We start from the raw sequence: 16,797 nt of genomic DNA, 5'->3' as shown, positions 1-16,797 counted from the left end.
GAGGACGCGACGGGCGGCTGGGAGTCGGGCGGCGCGGAGGGCTGGCGGCCGGTGGACACGGACGCCGACGAGTACGAGGCCGATCCGGCCGAGGAAACCGCACCGGAACCGGGCTTCCGCCTCCGCGTAGAGGCCGACGGCGTGTTGCTGGCGGATCTGGACGGCCCGGCGGCGCAGGTCAGAGTGGTCACGGACCCGACGAGCGGCCTGGCCCAGGTGGTGATCCGCCCCCGCGGCCCCGGCGACCCCCTGCACGCGGAGGCCCGCAGCGTACGCGTCTGGGGCAGCGACTTCCGCTACCGCGCCGACGCCCTCCTCAGCCCCCCGGTCCGCCAACGCACCTGGACCGCCCACCCCAACGCCTGGCGCCTCATCACGGCCCCGACCCGGTAACCGCCGAAGCCCTCCCGTCGCCCCGGTGGCCTCAAGAGCCAATAGCGGCAGGGAAATCGGGGGTGGTGGAGTGGTGAGGATCTTCGATAGCGTCGTCACACGGAGTATTCCTTCATCACTCGGAGTTGATCGTGACCCGCCGCCCCCACCCCACCGCCCCCGCGGCCATCGCCGGTACCGAGCCCGTCGCCCGCAACGGGAGACGCGCACGCGTACGCACAGGATCGGCCGCCGCACTGGGATTCGCGACACTGCTGCTGCTCACCGCCTGCGGCGGCAGCGACGACGACGGTGGCAGCGACGACAAGATCGAGGCATCGAAGCCGTCGTCCACACCCTCGGAGTCACCGACGGACACGGCGGCACCGGGCCGACCGGAGATCAAGCTGCCGGCGGACGCGAAGAACGTCTTCGAGGGCTGGGAGACGGGCGACCCGAAGGAGGACGCTGTCCTCGCAGACACTGCCGAGTCCGTCAACTCCGTTGACGAGGCCATCCTTCAGGGTTCGGCGCAGACAGAGGCACTGCCCTTCTACAACAGTGGCACTGCGCTCCAGGACGCGTTCGACTACATCAAGCGGTGGACCGGCGACGGTGACACGTGGGTGGGAACTGCGCGCTACTTCGACCAAAAGGTCAGCTTTCTTGACGACGGTTCCGCGGTGGTCATTTATTGCATTGACCAGAGCAAGGCGTTCATCAAGGACGGGAAGTCCGGAGACGTCGACAGATCCTCCGCATCGAGCGATTCATATGCCCTCACCAACAAGCGACTCGTCAAGAACAAGAAGAACGTATGGCAGACGGTCGAGGTAGAGGCCAAGAGGGGGGCACAAGAATGCCAGCCGTAATCCGGTGCACGCGAGGTTTAGCGGCGGTAGCTGCGTTAGGGATTGCATTGCTGCCTGGCATCGCCTATGCCGAGGGTTGGGGCGACAAGGGGGCGCATGGCGACTCCAAGGAGCAAGGTGACCTTGCCGGTGACACGGCCTCGGCCAGCGTCGAGGTGGAGGTCACCACCAGCGGTAGTGCCGAGGGCGGCGGCTCCGGCCGGTTGACCCCGGTCGGGAATTGGTCGCCTCCGGCTTGCTGGTACGCGCCGAAGTGGACCGCGGAGGAGGCCGCGCAGACCCGGCTCGACGGCATGGTCGATCTGAGCCCGCAGCACGACGCGGACAATGCCGAATCCATGAAGGACAAGTACATCGACGGAGACCACGGGGCCTTCAACGTCGAGAAGAACGACAAGGGCTACTGGTGGGGCGCGTACAAGAATCCCGCCCGCCTGAACGACTCGGCGTCCATGGAATGCACCGAAATGCCGTTCTGGGTCGACAACGGCGACGAGCCACCGGCGGATATCGAGAACGTCATCACACCGGAGATCCTGGCCCAGCTCGCCTACGAGGAGATCCGCATCCCCGAGGGCACCGCGACCCTCCAGCCCGCCGACGACAGGCTGGTCGTGAACCTGCCCACCTGGGTCTCGCTGGACGACGCGACCTTCCACCCGGTGTCGGCGACCGCCTCCGTCGACGCCCTCGGCATCTCCGCCACCACCACCGCCCGGCCCGTCGGCGTACGCATCGACCCCGGAACCGACGACGCAGTCACCCACCCCGACTCGGGCCAATGCCCCCTCGGCGACGGCGGCATCGGCCAGAAGCGTCCCGCCGGGGCCGAGGGCACGCCGCCGTGCGGGGTGACGTATCTGCGCTCCTCCGAGGCCACCGGACCGTACCCCTTCCAGGCCACCGTCACCTGGGAGGTCAGCTGGACCGGGACCAACCACCCCGTCCCCACCGACCTGCCGTCGGGCACCTTCGGCACGCCGCAGGACGTCACGGTCAAGGAAGTCCAGTCCGTCGTCCGCTGACCCGGCTGCCGGTGAGTTGAGCGAGGTTTCGAGCAGACCGCGCCTGCCTCGCCTCCTCGCGATTACGGGCGGGTAGGGCCCTGGGGGACCCGGTTGCTTTGTTCGGGAGGCGGGGGGGCGGGAGGGGCGGCAGGGTTTTTGTATGAGTGAGTTCGATCCGCCGGCCGGGGTGCCGGTCCGTTACCGGGGCTCGCGCGGGCGGCGGGTCGAGGTCGTTACCGGGCTGGTGCTGGCCGCGACGCTGTTCGGGGGTGGGGCCGCCTTCGGGGAGTGGCTGGCCGTGCGGGAGGACGCCGGTGCCGCTACCGGGGTGTCTGCCGACCGGTGTGCCGCGGATGACTGACGGGCTCCGTCACTCCCCCGGTGTCCTGGCCTCGTCGCGTCGTTTGACGTAGTCCCACCAGCGCTGCTCCAGGCGGCCGTTCTCCTCCCGCAGGAACGAGAAGAACTCCGTCGTCTCCGCGATCCGCCGGCCCGCCGCGCTGTCCGCGCCCAGGATGCCGACGCCCGTGTCCAGGGTCTGTTCGAAGCGCCTGATCATCCCTTCCCGCTGGGCGAAGATCTGGTACCAGCGGTCGCTCTCCATGCGGTACCGCTCGCGCCGCGAGCCCGGCTCGCGTTCGCGGGTGATGAGGCCGACCGCCGCGAGGTAGCGCACCGCGCCCGAGACCGCCGCGGGGCTCACGTGCAGGCGCTCGCCGACCTCCGCGGCGGTGAGGGCGCCCGCGTCGTCCGCCAGGATGCACGCGAAGACCCGGGACGCCATGCGCTGCATGCCCATCTCGGTGAGTTCGGCGGCCACGCGTTCGACGTATCTCGACACGGCCTCTCTGTCGCGGTCCGAGCGTTCCGCACGGTCCGAGCGGTCCGCGCCGTCGCCGCGTTCTTCGCGCTCACCACGCTCGTCACGCTGCTGATCTGCCACTTTTCTACGTTCTCCCCGTCCGGTCCCGTCAGGGTCGACTCTAACGCTTCCTTAACTTCACAAATTTGTGAACGTTCGTGTAGCTTACATGGTATGACCAAGGCAATCACCGTCTCCGGCCTGACCAAGACGTTCGGCCGGACCCGTGCGCTCGACGGCCTCGACCTCGACGTGGAGACGGGCGAGGTGCACGGCTTCCTCGGCCCCAACGGCGCCGGCAAGTCCACCACCATCCGCGTGCTGCTCGGCCTGCTGCGCGCCGATACGGGCACCGCCCAGGTGCTCGGCGGCGACCCGTGGGCCGACGCCGTCACGCTTCACCGCCGACTGGCCTACGTGCCGGGGGACGTCGAGCTGTGGCCCAACCTGACCGGCGGTGAGGCCATCGACCTGCTCGCGCGGCTCCGCGGCGGCATCGACAAGCAGCGTCGCGACGACCTCATCGAACGCTTCGACCTCGACCCGACCAAGAAGGGCCGGAGCTACTCCAAGGGGAACCGGCAGAAGGTGGCCATCGTCGCCGCCCTCGCCTCCGACGCCGAGCTGCTCCTGCTCGACGAACCCACCGCGGGTCTCGACCCGCTCATGGAGGTCGTCTTCCAGGACGTCATCATCCAGGCGAAGGCCGAGGGCAAGACCGTCCTGCTGTCCAGCCACATCCTCGCGCAGGTGGAGAAGCTCGCGGACCGGGTGAGCATCATCCGGCTGGGGAAGATCGTGCAGTCCGGCACGCTCAGCGAGATGCGCCACCTGACCCGTACGACCATCGAGGCCGAGACCGAGCGGCCCGCCACCGGCATCGAGGAGCTGCCGGGCATCCACCAGCTCCGTACCGACGACAGCCGGGTCCACTTCGCCGTCGACGGCGAGCACCTGGACGCCGCCGTGCGGCGGCTCGGCGAGTTCGGCATCCGCAGCCTGGTGAGTCATCCCCCCACCCTGGAGGAGCTGATGCTCCGCCACTACGGCGACGAGCTGGAGCACAACGGCCACCACTCGGAGGCGGGAGCAGCCTGATGTCTGCCACCCCCTCCGCCACGAACGACACCGACGACACCGGCGCCGCGGGCGCCGCGAAGGCCCGCCCGGCGGCGTCCCCGCGCGCCTCCGAGAGCGCCAGTGCGCTGGCCGGCACCGGGACCCTCTTCCGGTTCGCGCTGCGCCGGGACCGCGTACGGCTGCCCGTGTGGGTGCTCGCGCTGTTCCTGGGGACCGTCTCCAGCGTCAGCAGCTTCGACACCTCGTACGACACGGCCAAGAAGCGCGCCGACGTCGCCGAGACCATGGACAGCCCCGCCGGCCTGGCCATGACCGGCCCGCAGCACTACCTCGACGACTACAACATCGGCTCGATGACCGGCCACCAGATGCTCGGCTTCGGGGCCGTGCTCGTCGGCATCATGAGCGTGCTCATCATCTCCCGGCACACCAGGACCGAGGAGGAGACCAACCGCGCCGAGCTGATCCGCTCCGGCGTCGTCGGCCGGCACGCCTACCTCGCCGCCGCGCTCGGCGTCGCCGTCGTGGCGAACCTGGCGCTCGGGCTGCTGCTCGCCGTCGGCATGTCCGGCATGGGCATCGACGGCGTCGACGGCCAGGGCTCCCTGCTCTACGGCATGGCGCACACGGCGATCGGCATCTTCTTCGCCGCGGTCGCCGCGATCACCGTGCAGGTCACCGCGTACGCGCGCGGGGCGTCCGGCATGGCGATGGCCGTCATCGGCGCGGCGTACGCGCTGCGCGCCGCCGGCGACGTCGGCAACGACTGGGTGTCGTGGCTCTCGCCGATCGGCTGGGTCCAGCGCACCTACGTCTACGTCGACGACCGCTGGTGGCCGCTGCTGCTCGTGCTCGCCGCCGCCGTGGTCTGCGGGGCGGCCGGCTTCGTGCTCAGCACCCGCCGCGACGTCGGCGCGGGCCTGAAGGCCGCCCGCCTCGGCAGCCCCGTCGGCTCCGACTCCCTCACCACCCCGCTGGGCTTCGCGCTGCGGCTGCACCGCGGGCTGCTGTTCGGCTTCGGCGCGGGCGCGCTGCTGCTCGGCGTGATGTACGGGTCGATCCTCGGCGACGCCGAGGAGATGATCGAGGGCATAGACGAACTGGAGGAGCAGCTCGCCGAGGTCGGCGGCGCCAACGTGGCGGAGTCCTTCGCCTCGGTGGTGATGATCGTCCTCGCGGTCGTCTGCTCGATCTACGTCGTGATGGCCGCCCTGCGCCCGCGCGCGGAGGAGTCGGCCGGCCGCGCCGAGCCGCTGCTCGCCACCGCGCTGTCGCGCGACCGGTGGGTGCTCAGCCACACGATCGTCGGCGCCGCCGGCGGCACGGTGCTGATGCTCCTCGCCGGCATCGGCTTCGGCGCCTCGGGTGCCGCCTCCACGGGCGACGGCGGGCTGTTCCTCAAGCTCGTCGGCGCGGCCCTGGCGTACGCACCCGCGCTGTGGGTCACGATCGGCCTGGCGGTCGCGCTCTTCGGCTGGGCGCCGCGGGCGGTGGCGGCGGCGTGGGCGGTCCCGGTGTACGGGTTCGTCGTCGGCTACCTCGGCGAGATCCTCAAGTTCCCGGGCGCGCTCAACGACCTGTCCCCCTTCGGGCACGTACCGCAGCTGCCCGCGAAGGACATGTCGTGGACGCCGCTGCTGGCGCTGACGGCGATCGCGGTCGGGCTGGTGTGGCTGGGCCTCGTGGGCTTCCGCCGACGGGACCTGGAGACGAAGTAGCCGCCGTACGGGGGCGGGTGTCCTGCCGGGAGGCGGGGCACCCGCCCCCGACGCGTTAATTCGCTCGCCCCGAGCCGCCCTCCGCTGCTTGACTCCCGCCCCGTGACCGTATTCAACGACCCCGCGTTCTTCGACCGTTACGCCCACGAGTACGACCACGCCGACCCCTACGAACCCACCCCCACCGTCGACTTCCTCGCCGGCCTCGTCCCGGCCGGCGCCCGCGCCCTCGAACTCGCCGTCGGCACCGGCCGCGTGGCCCTGCCCCTCGCCGACCGCGGCGTCGCCGTCGAGGGCATCGACGGCTCCACGGCCATGGTCGAGCAGCTGCGCGCGAAGCCCGGCGGCGCCGACATCCCGGTCAGCATCGGCGACATGGCCGACGTGTCCGTGGACGGCCCGTTCCCCCTCGCCTATCTGGTCTTCAACACCCTGTTCAACCTGCCCGACCAGGACCGGCAGGTCGACTGCTTCCGCAACGTCGCCGCGGTCCTGGAGCCCGGCGGGCTGTTCGTCATCGAATGCTTCGTCCAGGACCTGAGGGAGTTCGACCGCAACCAGCGCGTCGCCACCCGCGCCCTGACCGAGGACGCGGTGAAGATGGAGTTCCTGGTCCACGACCCGGTCGCGCAGGCGGTCACGTACCAGCGCGTGACGTTCGACGCGCACGGGACCTCGCTGCGCCCGCTGCGGCTGCGCTACTGCTGGCCGAGCGAGCTGGACCTGATGGCGCGGCTCGCGGGGATGCGGCTGCGGGAGCGCCACTCCGGGTGGGACCGGCGGCCCTTCGACGCGTCGAGCCGGTCGCACGTCTCGGTGTACGAGAAGGTCTGAGCAGGGGTGCGCCGGAAGGTCTGATCAGGCGGAACCGGGCGGCGGGAGCAGGAAGTTCCCGCCCGTCCGGCCCGCCAGCCAGTCCCGTACGTTGTCGAGCGTCGCGTCGGTGATCTGGCCGACCGCGTCGGCGGTGAAGTACGCCTGGTGCGAGGTGACCAGGACGTTGCCGAAGGTCATCAGGCGGGCCAGCCGGTCGTCCATCATCACCTCCATCGACCGGTCGTGGTGGAACAGCCCGGCCTCCTCCTCGTACATGTCCAGGCCCACGCCGCCGAGACGCCCGGCCCGCAGCGTCTCCACCAGGGCGTCGGTGTCGACGAGGCCGCCGCGGCTGGAGTTGACGAGGATCGCGTCGTCCTTCATGGCCGCCAGTGCCGCCGCGTCCACCGTGTGGTGCGTCTCGGGCAGCAGCGGCGCGTGCAGGCTGATCAGGTCGGACTCGGCGAACAGCCGGTCCGTACCGACGTACTCCATGCCCAGCGCCAGGCACTCGGGGTTCTCCGCGACGTCGCTGCCGAGCAGCCGCATGCCGAAGCCGTGGGCGATGCGGGCGAAGACCTCGCCGATCTTTCCGGTGCCGAGGATGCCGGCCGTACGGCCGTGGAAGTCGCGGCCCATCAGGCCGTCGAGGCGGAAGTCGAATTCGCGGGAGCGGGTGGCGGCGCGGACGAGGCGGCGGTTGACGGCGAGGGCCAGGCCCCAGGCGAACTCGGCGACGGAGTACGGGGAGTAGTGCGAGACGCGGGCCACGGACAGGGCGGCGTCCCGGGCGGCGTCGAGGTCGATGTTGTTGTAGCCGGTGGAGCGCTGGGCGAGGAACCGGGTGCCGCCGGCGGCGAGGCGGTGCAGGACGGGGCCGTCCAGCTCGTCGTTGACGCCGGTGAGGACGACCTCGTAGCCGGCGGCGGTGGGGACGGTGTCGCGGTTGAGGAACAGGTCGAGGCAGCGCAGGGTGTGCTCGCCGCGGAACGCCGCCTCGAAGGCGGGCTCCATCACCGGCCGCTCGTCGGCCTGCACGCCGTACGCGACGATCTCCATGGCTCGGCCTCCCGCTGCCGCTCTCCGCTCTCTGCTCTCTGCTCTCTGCTCTCCCGCGCCATCATCGTCCCCGTCCGGCGTCCGGGCGGCCCGCCGGCTTACGCCGAACGGCCCTCCTTCAGCCGCCGCACCGCCTCCGCCAGCACCTCGTCCTTCTTGCAGAAGGCGAACCGCACGATGCTGCGCCCCGCGTCCGGATCGTCGTAGAACACCTGCGTCGGCACGGCGACGACCCCGCAGCGCTCGGGCAGCGACATGCAGTACGCGACGCCGTCCTTCTCGCCGAGGGGGGTGATGTCGGCGGTGATGAAGTACGTGCCGGCCGGGCGGAAGACGCGCAGGCCGGCCTCCGCGAGGCCGGCGGCGAGCAGGTCGCGCTTGCGCAGCAGGTCGGCGCGCAGGCCCGTGAGGTAGGAGTCGGGCAGCGCCAGGGCCTCGGCTACGGCGTACTGGAAGGGGCCGGCGCTGACGTACGTCAGATACTGCTTGGCGGTGCGCACGGCGGCGACCAGCGGCGCGGGGGCGGTGACCCAGCCGACCTTCCAGCCGGTGAAGGAGTAGCTCTTGCCGGCCGACGAGATCGACACCGTGCGCTCGCGCATGCCGGGGAGGGTGGCGAGCGGGATGTGCGCGCCGTCGAAGACGAGGTGCTCGTAGACCTCGTCGGTGACGACGAGCAGGTCGCGCTCGCGGGCGAGGGCGGCGACTGCCTCCAGCTCGGTGCGGTCGAGGACGGTGCCGGTGGGGTTGTGGGGGGAGTTGAGGAGGATGAGGCGGGTGGCCGGGGTGACGGCGGCGCGCAGCTCGTCGAGGTCGAGCCGGTACGCGGGCGCCCCCGCGCCCGTGTCGGGGCGCAGGGTGACCGGGACGCGGCGGGCGCCGGCCATGGCGATGCCGGCGGCGTACGAGTCGTAGTACGGCTCCAGGGCGATCACCTCGTCGCCCGGCTCCAGCAGCGCGAGCAGCGCCGCCGCGACCGCCTCGGTGGCCCCGGCGGTGACGAGCACCTCGGTGTCGGGGTCCCACTCCAGCCCGTACCACCGCCGCTGGTGCTCGGCGACGGCGCGCCGCAGCTCGGGGATCCCGGGCCCGGGCGGGTACTGGTTGCCGCGGCCCTCCCGGATGGCCCGTACGGCCGCCTCGGCGACCTCCGCGGGGCCGTCGGTGTCGGGGAAGCCCTGGCCCAGGTTGATCGACCCGGTGCGCACGGCGAGCGCGGACATCTCGGCGAAGATCGTGGTCACGAAGGGGGTCAGGCGGCTGCTCAGCGGTGGGCGTCCCATGGGGACATGCTTGCACGGCGGAGGGTTGAGGAGGCCGTCTGCCGGGCACATCCGGTGATACAGCGGACCTCCGCGGGGGCGGGGGAGATGAGGAGGGTCCGATGGGATTCGTTGTTTTCTGCGTGGCCGCGATCGGGTTGATCGTGGGCCTGTCCGCCGCCGTCTCCAGGCGCAGCACCCACCGCAACACACTGTCCGGCACGGGTCGATGGGGCGGTGTGGGCGGTGCGGCCGCCGGTACGGACGCGGTCGGCTGGGGCGGAGACGCGGGCGGCGGCAGCGGCGGCGGTGACTGCGGCGGGGGAGGCGGCGGTGACGGAGGCGGCGGCGGGTGCTAGTTGTCAGAAAGTGAACAACTGACCAGTCGCGCGCCCGCGCGATGGAAACCCGGTGAAGAAGGGTAAAAACGCTGTCGGCGGGCCGCACTTCATGATTCCGTATTTCCCGGGCGCATTCCCCTTCTGCCGGGGCGTGCCCGCGTGCTTCTCGGCCTGCGCCCGCACCCGTGGTCCCGCCATCAGGCGGGCGGCCCGATGTCTTTTCACCCTGCCTGCGGAGCCGACCCATGCTCACCACTCTCAAGACCTCGTACACGGACACCCGGGCCCAGGACCTCGCATGGCGGCTCGGGATGGACCCCATGGCGGCCCTGGCGGTGCTCGACCTGCGCCTCGGCTCCGCCGACGTGCAGCTCAGGCTGCTCGGGGCCTCGCATCAAGTACTGCTCAGGGACGGCGACTCGGCCTGTTCCGAGACCGTCGCCTGCCTGCCCGGCAGCAGCACACCGCTCCCTCTCGGCGTCGCCAAGCAGGTGGCCGGGTGGGAGTACGAGTTCGCCGCCCGGGTCGAGACGCTGACCCGGGGCGCCTTCGAGTCCCGGGCCCAGGAGTTGCTGGCGCTGGTCGCCGATCACCCGCGGGGGCTCGCCGGCACGTTCCCGGGCAGCCCGCACGCGTTCACCGCGCTGCTGGTGCACCGTCAGGGCGACGTCGTCGGATGGCGCACGTGGCACTCGTATCCGCAGGAAGGACGCCTGGTGGCGACGCGGACGACGATGGCCGCGCGGGTCGCGGAGCCGGTCTAGGACGGCCGTCGGACGCCGCCGACGCCCCGGACCGGGTCAATTCGCCCATGTCCAGGGCATATTGCACACGTGTGGGTGACAAGGGGCGGCACCGGCGCAAACGTATCGTTCCTTCGTGATCGAACCGTACGAGCAGACGACGCGCGCCCCCGGCCGCGCTCCCGCGCTGCCGGGCGCGCCGCCGCCCGCCCTCCCGGTGCCGCCCGCCACCGGGCGGTTTCTCGTGCTCGCGACGGTCTTCGTCTGCGCCGCCTGCGGGTTGGTGTACGAGCTGGAGCTGGTCGCCCTCGGTTCGTACCTGATCGGCGACTCCGTCACCCAGGCGTCCGTCGTGCTGTCCGTCATGGTCTTCGCGATGGGCGTCGGATCGCTGCTGGCCAAGCGGCTGCGGATCCGGGCGGCGGTCGCCTTCGGCGCGGTCGAGGCGGTGCTCGCGCTGCTCGGCGGACTCTCGGCGATGGCGCTGCACGCGTGCTTCGCGTGGTTCGGGCAGCCGCGGTCCGGCCCTGGACGGAGTACGAGCTGGCGACCGCCGTCCCGCCCGGCTACGCGGTGCTCTCCTGCGCCGACCCGCACGGCCGGCGGACCCCGCCGCTGCTGACCGTACTCGGGCGGTGAGCGGGGACCCTACCTCGGGGGTAATCGACGCCGCACCCGGGTGCCCCGCATCGTGGAGCCATCGATCAGCACCACCCCCGAGGAGGCCCCCATGTCGATGTACGAGACCGCCGTCACCCGCTACTTCGCCGCCTGGAACGCCCAGGACCCCGCGGAGCGCGAGAAGGCCGTCGCCGCCGCGTGGACCGAGGACGCGACGTACACCGACCCGCTCGCCGAGGTCAGCGGGCACCCGGGCCTCACCGCCGTGATCGCCGGTGCCCAGGAGCAGTTCCCGGGCTTCGAGTTCCGCCTCCTCGGCGCGGTCGAGGGCCACCACGACACGGCCCGCTTCACCTGGGAGCTGATCGCCCCGGACGGCTCGGCGCCGGTGCAGGGCTTCGACGTCGTCACGCTGGCGGGGGACGGCCGGATCCGCACCGTCCTGGGCTTCCTGGACCGACTGCCGGACTGACAGCGGCTTCCGCGGCACACTGGTGCGGGTCGAACCCGCAAACGATCCGCACCAGGAGCGCCGATCATGGCAGAGCAGCACTTACCCGACGGGACCAGGTCCCTGGACCAGCAGCGGCCGCACTCGGCGCGCGTGTGGGACTACTGGCTGGGCGGCAAGAGCAACTACGAGGTCGACCGTACGGTCGGCGACCAGTTGCAGGAGGCCGTGCCCGACGTGGTGGAAGCGGCGCGGGCCGACCGCGGCTTCCTGATGCGGTCGGTGCGCCACCTCACCGCCGAGGCCGGGATCCGCCAGTTCCTCGACCTCGGTGCCGGACTGCCCACCAACCACAACACCCACGAGGTCGCCCAGGACGTCGCGCCCGAGTCCCGCGTCGTCTACGTCGACAACGACCCCCTGGTGCTGCGGTACGCCGACGCGCTGCTCACCAGCGGCCCGCAGGGCGCCACCAACTACGTCGACGCCGACGTCCGCGACATCGCGGCGATCCTCGAAGAGGCGGCGAAGACCCTGGACTTCACCCGGCCGGTCGGGCTGATGATGCTGGGCATCGTCCAGTTCGTCATCGACGACGCCGAGGCGCGCGACGTCGTGGGCAGCCTCGTCGAGGCCGTGCCCCCGGGCAGCTATCTGGCGCTCGCCCACCCCGTCAGGGGCGTGAGCGGCGAGGTGGACCGGGTCCTGCAGATGTGGAACGACGCGGGCGTGGACCCGCAGACGCTCCGCGACCCCGCCGACGTCGCCGGCTACTTCGACGGCCTGGAGGTCCTCGAACCGGGCGTCGTCCCCTGCGCCCAGTGGCGGCCCGAGGACCCGGCCGTCGGGGCGAACCGCGCGGTGGCGCCCTGGCGGATCTGCGCCGTCGGCCGCAAGCCCTGACCCCGCGCCGGGAACGGCCCGGTCGGTGCCGGCTCTGTCTCAGCCTTCCGCGGTGACCCGGATGACCGTCTTCCCTGCGCTGCGCCGGCCGGGGGCGAACGCGGCCGCCGCCTCGGCGAGCGGCCGTACGTCCCCGACCAGCGGCTTGAGCCGTCCCTCGCGCAGCCGCCGGGCGAGGCCGGCGAGCCGGGCCCGGTCGGGTTCCACGACGAAGAACACCGCCCGTCCGTCGCCGGGGTGGACCCGTACCGGCTCGGCGATGGTCACCAGCGTGCCGCCGGGGCGGACCAGGTCGGTGGAGCGGTCGAGGACCTCGCCGCCGATGACGTCGAAGACCACGTCGAACTGCCCGGCGTCCGCGAGCCGCTCCGACTCCAGGTCGACGAACGCCTCCGCGCCCAGGTCCAGGGCGGTGGCGCGCGAGCCCGCGCGGCCGGTGCCGACGACCCGGGCACCCGCCTCGCGGGCCAGTTGCACGGCGATGGAGCCGACGCCGCCGGCCGCGCCGTGGATCAGCACGCTCTGTCCCGTGGTGAGCCCGCCGTGGTCGAACAGGGCCTGCCATGCGGTGAGTCCGGAGATCGGCAGGGCCGCCGCGGTGACGTGGTCGACGTCGGCCGGCAGCGGGGCGAGGTTGCGGGCCTCGACGGCGGTGTACTGCGCGAGCGAGCCGTCGCGGGTCCAGTCGGCGAGGCCGTAGACGCGCTGCCCGACGGTGAGCCCGGTGGTGCCGTAGCCGAGTTCGGTGACCACGCCGGACAGCTCGTGCCCGGGCACGCTCGGCGTCCGGTCCCGGCCGGCGCGGTCGGTCCACGTGCCCGGCCAGGTCAGCTCGCCGGGGGTGAAGCCGGCCGCGTGGACCTGCACGATGACGTCGTTCTGCGCGGCCTGCGGGTGCGGCAGGTCCGTCAGGGTCATCCCGGCGGTGCCGGCGTCGGGGTCGCGGACGGTGATGGCTTGCACAGGCTCCCGCTCCTTACCGGGCAGTCGGGGGACTGCCCGCATCGAACATAGTGCTTCCCGCGCTTCCTACCCGGTCGGATGCGCCGCCGCGGCCCGGCGCGCCGCGGTTGCCTGGTCGGCCTCGACGCGCTCGCACACCCGCGCGCACGTGTGGCTGATCAGCCGGGAGACGTGCATCTGCGAGATGCCGAAGCGCTCGGCGATGCTGCTCTGCGTCATGTCGCAGAAGAAGCGCAGGTAGAGGATCTCGCGTTCGCGTTCCGGCAGCCCGCTCAGGTGCGGCCGCACGGCCTCGCGGTCCACGGCCTGGTCGAAGCCGGGCTCGGTGCTGCCGAAGGTGTCGACGAGCGAGTAGCCGTCCTCGGCGCCGGTGAGGTCGGCGTCGAGGGACAGCGTGGCGTAGCTCTCCCACGCCCCCAGGCCCGTACGCACCTCGTCCTCGGTCAGCCCGGCCGCCTCCGCGATGGCCGCGGTGGGCGGGAACCGGTCGTCGGCCGTGACGGCCAGCGACAGGCCCGCGCTGCGGACGCGGTTGCGCAGCTCCTGGACCCGGCGGGGCACGTGCACGCCCCACATGTGGTCGCGGAAGTGGCGCTTCAGTTCGCCGACGATCGTCGGTACGGCGTAGCTCTCGAAGGCGTTCCCCCGCGCGGCGTCGTACCGCCGCACCGCCTTCACCAGGCCGAGGTGCGCGACCTGCTCCAGGTCCTCCAGCGCCTCGCCGCGGTTTCTGTACTGGCGGGCGAGCCGCTCCGCCATGGGCATCCAGGCGCGTACGACCTCCTGCCGCAGGGCCTTCTTCCGGGGCCCCTCGGGCATTCCCGAAAGCCGGCGGAACTGCGCGGAGGTGTCGGGTGCGTCGTGGTGCGGGTGCTTTGTCCTTGCCCGGACATGGGCCACGGTGGCCTCCCTCGGGCTGGTCGTGCGCGTACGTTTCTCACGGGAGGACGACGGCGGCGGACACGGCCGCTCTGGCGGGCGGCCGAGGGCCGGGGCCGGAAACGGAAACGCTCCGGACCGCGTGCGGCCGGAGCGCCGACGGCCGGCAAGCCGTGAACTCCTGCGGCGTGCCTCTGGTCCGAAGCACGAGGGTCCATCTGCCCGGCGCCGTCCGGTGCAAACAGGGCTGACACGGACTTCTCCACGATACGACGGTGCGGCACGTCGCACGACCTGTCACGAACCCGCCCCCACAACGGTCCCGCCGGGCCGCCCGGCCCCGGGCAGGACCGGCCCCGGCGCCGCCGGGGCCGCGCCGAATGGCCGTACCGGCGCCATGAACGCGGCGGGCGGGGGAAGAGGAGCCCTATGCGACCTCCCCAGTCACCGAACAGCTCCTCCGACGGGGCGCCCGCCCCGGCCGACCTCGCCGTGGAAATGGAGAAGGCCGTCGAGGACGACGCGGTCTCCTCCGGTCTGCTCGCGCATGCCGCGCGCCGGCTGATCGAGCTGAGCGAGGAGAACACGCAGCTCAAGCAGGCAATCGAGAGCCGGCCGATGGTCGATCAGGCCCGCGGGGTGCTGATCGCCGTGCTCGGGGCGGACGAGGACGAGGCATGGCAGGTGCTGCTGGACACCTCCCAGCACGCCAACATCCCGCTGCGGTACGTGGCCGAGGCCCTCATCGCGTCCGCAACGGGCCGGCCGATCCCGGACGACCTGCGGATTCCCCTGCGCGACGCGATGAGCCGCGTCCGCTCGAACCGGCAACGCCCCAGATCCGGCGGGTAGTTGCCGAGCCTGTCCCCGACCGCCCCCCGACCGCCCCCCGGGCCACCCGCTCGTCCGGGGTCCGCTCGGCGGTCTGCGTCCTGGGCCACGGCTCCGCCTTCCGCTCGTAGGGACTCGCCCGCGCCGCCGGGCCGCGCACTCCCGTGCCCGGGGCGCTCCCCCCGGGTGCCCTCCCCGCCCGCCGCTACACCGGCGATCTGCGAACGCCCTCCGCGACCTCCCGACCACGCACCGTGCCCCCGGCCGGCCGCCGCAGGATCGGTCGTTAGTACCCGCCGGAGCGTGGTACCCGGTCCCCATGACCGACCAGGGCGCGGCGCGTACGCGACCGGACCGGCGCGTCGCCGTGCCCGCGGGCCGGAGAGGACGGAGAGCACAGACCGCTCGGACAAGGAGCACGACATGACCGCCGCCGAAGTGGATCAGGACCTCACCACCGCGCTCGGCCGCCAGCTGCGCGTGGACGCCGTACGGGCCGCAGCCGCCGCCGGATCCGGCCACCCGACCTCGTCGATGTCCGCGGCCGACCTGATGGCCGTGCTGCTCGCCAGGCATCTGCGCTACGACGTCGACCGGCCCGACCACCCCGGGGCGGACCGCCTGGTGCTGTCCAAGGGGCACGCCTCACCGCTGCTGTACGCGGCGTTCAAGGCCGTCGGCGCCATCGACGACGAGGAGCTGCTGACGTTCCGGAAGGCGGGCAGCCGGCTGGAGGGGCATCCGACACCCGTGCTGCCGTGGGTCGACGTGGCCACGGGGTCGCTGGGACAGGGGCCGCCCATCGGCGTCGGCATGGCGCTGGCGGGCAAGCGGCTCGCGCACCTGCCGTACCGGGTGTGGGTGCTGTGCGGTGACAGCGAGATGGCCGAGGGCTCGGTCTGGGAGGCGTTCGAGCACGCCGGGTACGAGCACCTGGGCAACCTCACCGTGATCGTCGACGTGAACCGGCTCGGCCAGCGCGGGCCCACCCGGCACGGCTGGGACCTGGAGGCGTACGCCCGCCGGGCGCGGGCGTTCGGCTGGCACACCGTCGAGGTCGACGGGCACGACGCGGCCGCCGTCGACGCCGCGTACGCCGAGGCGGCGGCGGTGACGGACCGGCCGACGGCCGTGCTCGCCCGCACCGTGAAGGGCAGCGGGGTCGCGTCCGTCGCGAACCGCGAGGGCATGCACGGCAAGCCGCTGCCGGACCCCGAGGCGGCGATCGCAGAACTGGGCGGCACCTCCGACGTACGCGTGCGCCCGCCCGCCCCGCCGCACGCCTCCGCGCCCCCGCGCGGCTCCGCGGCGGCGCAGCCGGTGCTGCCGCGGTACGACGTGGGGGACCCGGTGTCCACGCGCGACGCGTACGGATACGCGCTGGCGGCGCTCGGCACCGTGCGGCCGGACGTCGTCGCCCTGGACGGCGAGGTCGGCGACTCCACGCGGACCGAGTTCTTCGCCAAGGAGCACCCCGACCGGTACTTCGAGGTCTACATCGCCGAGCAGCAGCTCGTCGCGGCCGCCGTCGGCATGCAGGCGTGCGGCTGGGCGCCGTTCGCGGGGACGTTCGCCGCGTTCCTGACCCGCGCCCACGACTTCGTGCGCATGGCCGCCGTCAGCCGGGCCAACCTCTGCCTGGTCGGCTCGCACGCAGGCGTCGCCATCGGCGAGGACGGCCCGTCGCAGATGGGGCTGGAGGACCTGGCGATGTTCCGCGCCATACACGGCAGCACGGTGCTGCACCCCTGCGACGCCAACCAGGCCGCGCGGCTCGTCGCCGCGATGGCGGACGACGAGCTGACCGGCGTGCGCTACCTGCGCACCATGCGCGGCGCCCGGCCCGTCCTGTACGAGCCCGACGAGGACTTCCCCATCGGCGGCAGCAGGCTGCTGCGCGCCGCGCCCGGCGACCGCGTGACGATCGCCGCCGCCGGGGTCGCCGTCCACGAGGCGCTGGCCGCCGCCGAGTTGCTGGCCGCGGAGGGCATCGGGGCGCGGGTGCTGGACCTGTACT

General features: G+C 72.5%; 17 protein-coding genes and 2 pseudogenes. 14 read left to right on the top strand and 5 right to left on the bottom strand.

The genetic code is table 11. The annotated features are described in order from the left end of the window. The 4 genes and pseudogenes from H5J30_RS04740 to H5J30_RS04725 all read left to right on the top strand — a co-directional run. Positions 1-393: pseudogene (locus H5J30_RS04740) on the top strand (diacylglycerol kinase family protein); the annotation flags it as partial. Positions 394-524: 131 nt separating this feature from the next. Further along, the gene (locus tag H5J30_RS04735) at positions 525-1,244 is read left to right on the top strand and encodes a hypothetical protein (protein WP_309505431.1); all 720 of its coding nucleotides are present in this window, start codon (positions 525-527) and stop codon (positions 1,242-1,244) included. 47 nt (positions 1,245-1,291) lie between these two features. Next, complete coding sequence (locus H5J30_RS04730; RefSeq protein ID WP_181785885.1) at positions 1,292-2,269, top strand: hypothetical protein; 978 nt, start codon at positions 1,292-1,294, stop codon at positions 2,267-2,269. A 142-nt stretch (positions 2,270-2,411) separates the two neighbouring features. After that, a complete protein-coding gene (locus H5J30_RS04725; RefSeq protein WP_181785884.1) occupies positions 2,412-2,612 on the top strand; it encodes a hypothetical protein in 201 nt (66 codons plus the stop codon). Positions 2,613-2,621: 9 nt separating this feature from the next. Here H5J30_RS04725 and H5J30_RS04720 read toward each other — a convergent pair whose 3' ends face one another. Continuing rightward, positions 2,622-3,194, bottom strand: coding sequence for a GbsR/MarR family transcriptional regulator (locus tag H5J30_RS04720; protein WP_181785883.1), 573 nt, complete (start codon positions 3,192-3,194; stop codon positions 2,622-2,624). A 93-nt stretch (positions 3,195-3,287) separates the two neighbouring features. Here H5J30_RS04720 and H5J30_RS04715 point away from each other — a divergent pair, with 93 nt between their 5' ends. The 3 genes from H5J30_RS04715 to H5J30_RS04705 all read left to right on the top strand — a co-directional run bounded on the left by H5J30_RS04715 (position 3,288) and on the right by H5J30_RS04705 (position 6,745). Next, positions 3,288-4,211 (top strand): ABC transporter ATP-binding protein, encoded by a 924-nt coding sequence (locus H5J30_RS04715; RefSeq protein ID WP_181785882.1) that lies wholly within the window; start codon positions 3,288-3,290, stop codon positions 4,209-4,211. Continuing rightward, the gene (locus H5J30_RS04710) at positions 4,211-5,911 is read left to right on the top strand and encodes an ABC transporter permease (RefSeq protein WP_181785881.1); all 1,701 of its coding nucleotides are present in this window, start codon (positions 4,211-4,213) and stop codon (positions 5,909-5,911) included. The genes H5J30_RS04715 and H5J30_RS04710 overlap by 1 nt, the downstream gene beginning before the upstream one ends. A gap of 102 nt (positions 5,912-6,013) precedes the next feature. After that, positions 6,014-6,745: a class I SAM-dependent methyltransferase gene (locus tag H5J30_RS04705; protein WP_181785880.1), complete on the top strand. Its 732-nt coding sequence runs from the start codon at positions 6,014-6,016 to the stop codon at positions 6,743-6,745. A 24-nt stretch (positions 6,746-6,769) separates the two neighbouring features. On the opposite strand, the gene H5J30_RS04700 is transcribed toward H5J30_RS04705, so the two are convergent. After that, positions 6,770-7,786 (bottom strand): 2-hydroxyacid dehydrogenase, encoded by a 1,017-nt coding sequence (locus tag H5J30_RS04700; protein WP_181785879.1) that lies wholly within the window; start codon positions 7,784-7,786, stop codon positions 6,770-6,772. A 98-nt stretch (positions 7,787-7,884) separates the two neighbouring features. After that, entirely contained in the window at positions 7,885-9,069 is a 1,185-nt protein-coding gene (locus H5J30_RS04695; RefSeq protein ID WP_181785878.1) for a pyridoxal phosphate-dependent aminotransferase, read from the bottom strand. 101 nt (positions 9,070-9,170) lie between these two features. Here H5J30_RS04695 and H5J30_RS04690 point away from each other — a divergent pair, with 101 nt between their 5' ends. From H5J30_RS04690 to H5J30_RS04670, 5 genes and pseudogenes are all read left to right on the top strand, one after another. Further along, positions 9,171-9,407, top strand: coding sequence for a hypothetical protein (locus H5J30_RS04690; protein ID WP_181785877.1), 237 nt, complete (start codon positions 9,171-9,173; stop codon positions 9,405-9,407). 227 nt (positions 9,408-9,634) lie between these two features. Further along, positions 9,635-10,153: a DUF2617 family protein gene (locus H5J30_RS04685; RefSeq protein WP_181785876.1), complete on the top strand. Its 519-nt coding sequence runs from the start codon at positions 9,635-9,637 to the stop codon at positions 10,151-10,153. Between the two features lie 115 nt (positions 10,154-10,268). Beyond that, positions 10,269-10,652 (top strand): annotated as a pseudogene (locus H5J30_RS04680) (spermidine synthase); the annotation flags it as partial. 210 nt (positions 10,653-10,862) lie between these two features. Then, entirely contained in the window at positions 10,863-11,225 is a 363-nt protein-coding gene (locus H5J30_RS04675) for a nuclear transport factor 2 family protein (RefSeq protein ID WP_181785888.1), read from the top strand. Positions 11,226-11,291: 66 nt separating this feature from the next. Then, entirely contained in the window at positions 11,292-12,107 is an 816-nt protein-coding gene (locus H5J30_RS04670) for an SAM-dependent methyltransferase (protein ID WP_181785875.1), read from the top strand. A 39-nt stretch (positions 12,108-12,146) separates the two neighbouring features. Here H5J30_RS04670 and H5J30_RS04665 read toward each other — a convergent pair whose 3' ends face one another. Together H5J30_RS04665 and H5J30_RS04660 are read right to left on the bottom strand one after the other, a co-directional pair. After that, positions 12,147-13,070 (bottom strand): NADP-dependent oxidoreductase, encoded by a 924-nt coding sequence (locus tag H5J30_RS04665; RefSeq protein ID WP_181785874.1) that lies wholly within the window; start codon positions 13,068-13,070, stop codon positions 12,147-12,149. Positions 13,071-13,136: 66 nt separating this feature from the next. After that, positions 13,137-13,970 carry a SigB/SigF/SigG family RNA polymerase sigma factor gene (locus H5J30_RS04660; protein ID WP_181785873.1) on the bottom strand — a complete coding sequence of 278 codons (834 nt, stop codon included), beginning with the start codon at positions 13,968-13,970 and terminating at the stop codon, positions 13,137-13,139. A gap of 408 nt (positions 13,971-14,378) precedes the next feature. Between H5J30_RS04660 and H5J30_RS04655 the strand changes: the two genes are divergently transcribed. Together H5J30_RS04655 and H5J30_RS04650 are read left to right on the top strand one after the other, a co-directional pair. Continuing rightward, positions 14,379-14,801 (top strand): ANTAR domain-containing protein, encoded by a 423-nt coding sequence (locus H5J30_RS04655; protein WP_258563092.1) that lies wholly within the window; start codon positions 14,379-14,381, stop codon positions 14,799-14,801. Positions 14,802-15,203: 402 nt separating this feature from the next. Then, positions 15,204-16,797: transketolase (locus H5J30_RS04650; RefSeq protein WP_181785872.1), on the top strand; the 1,594-nt coding region annotated here is incomplete at its 3' end.

The sequence above is a fragment of the Streptomyces phytophilus genome, from assembly GCF_013870535.1.
In the GTDB taxonomy this organism is placed as follows: domain Bacteria; phylum Actinomycetota; class Actinomycetes; order Streptomycetales; family Streptomycetaceae; genus Streptomyces; species Streptomyces phytophilus.
This window is presented reverse-complemented; position numbering and strand designations above follow the sequence as displayed.